Source organism: Aquabacterium sp. A08 (assembly GCF_011742065.1).
Genome location: NZ_JAAQQT010000066.1, coordinates 1 through 350 on the forward strand (window position 1 = coordinate 1; position 350 = coordinate 350).

Sequence of the window (350 nt, forward strand, 5' to 3'; positions counted from 1 at the left end):
TGCTAATTTGGTGCCCAGGAGAGGACTCGAACCTCCACGCCTCTCAGCGCTAGTACCTGAAACTAGTGCGTCTACCAATTCCGCCACCTGGGCATCTCAGGATTTCGCTATTGTAGCACGGCAATTTTGGGCTTTTGGACCGGACCCTCAAATTTCTTGGGGTCGGGCTGTCGGGCGTTTGCCGGGCCGAGTACAACGGCTTCACTAAAAGAAAAAAGCCTGTAGATCGCAATCTACAGGCTTTAGTCTTTATGATTGGTGCCCAGGAGAGGACTCGAACCTCCACGCCTCTCAGCGCTAGTACCTGAAACTAGTGCGTCTACCAATTCCGCCACCTGGGCTTTCAGATA

Annotated in this window: 2 tRNA genes; both read right to left on the bottom strand. The window is 52.9% G+C overall.

Features of this window, described 5'->3' with window-relative positions:
* Positions 1–8: 8 nt before the first annotated feature.
* Positions 9–93 (bottom strand) — tRNA-Leu (locus HA630_RS00380).
* A 163-nt stretch (positions 94–256) separates the two neighbouring features.
* Positions 257–341 (bottom strand) — tRNA-Leu (locus HA630_RS00385).
* Between the last annotated feature and the right edge of the window lie 9 nt (positions 342–350).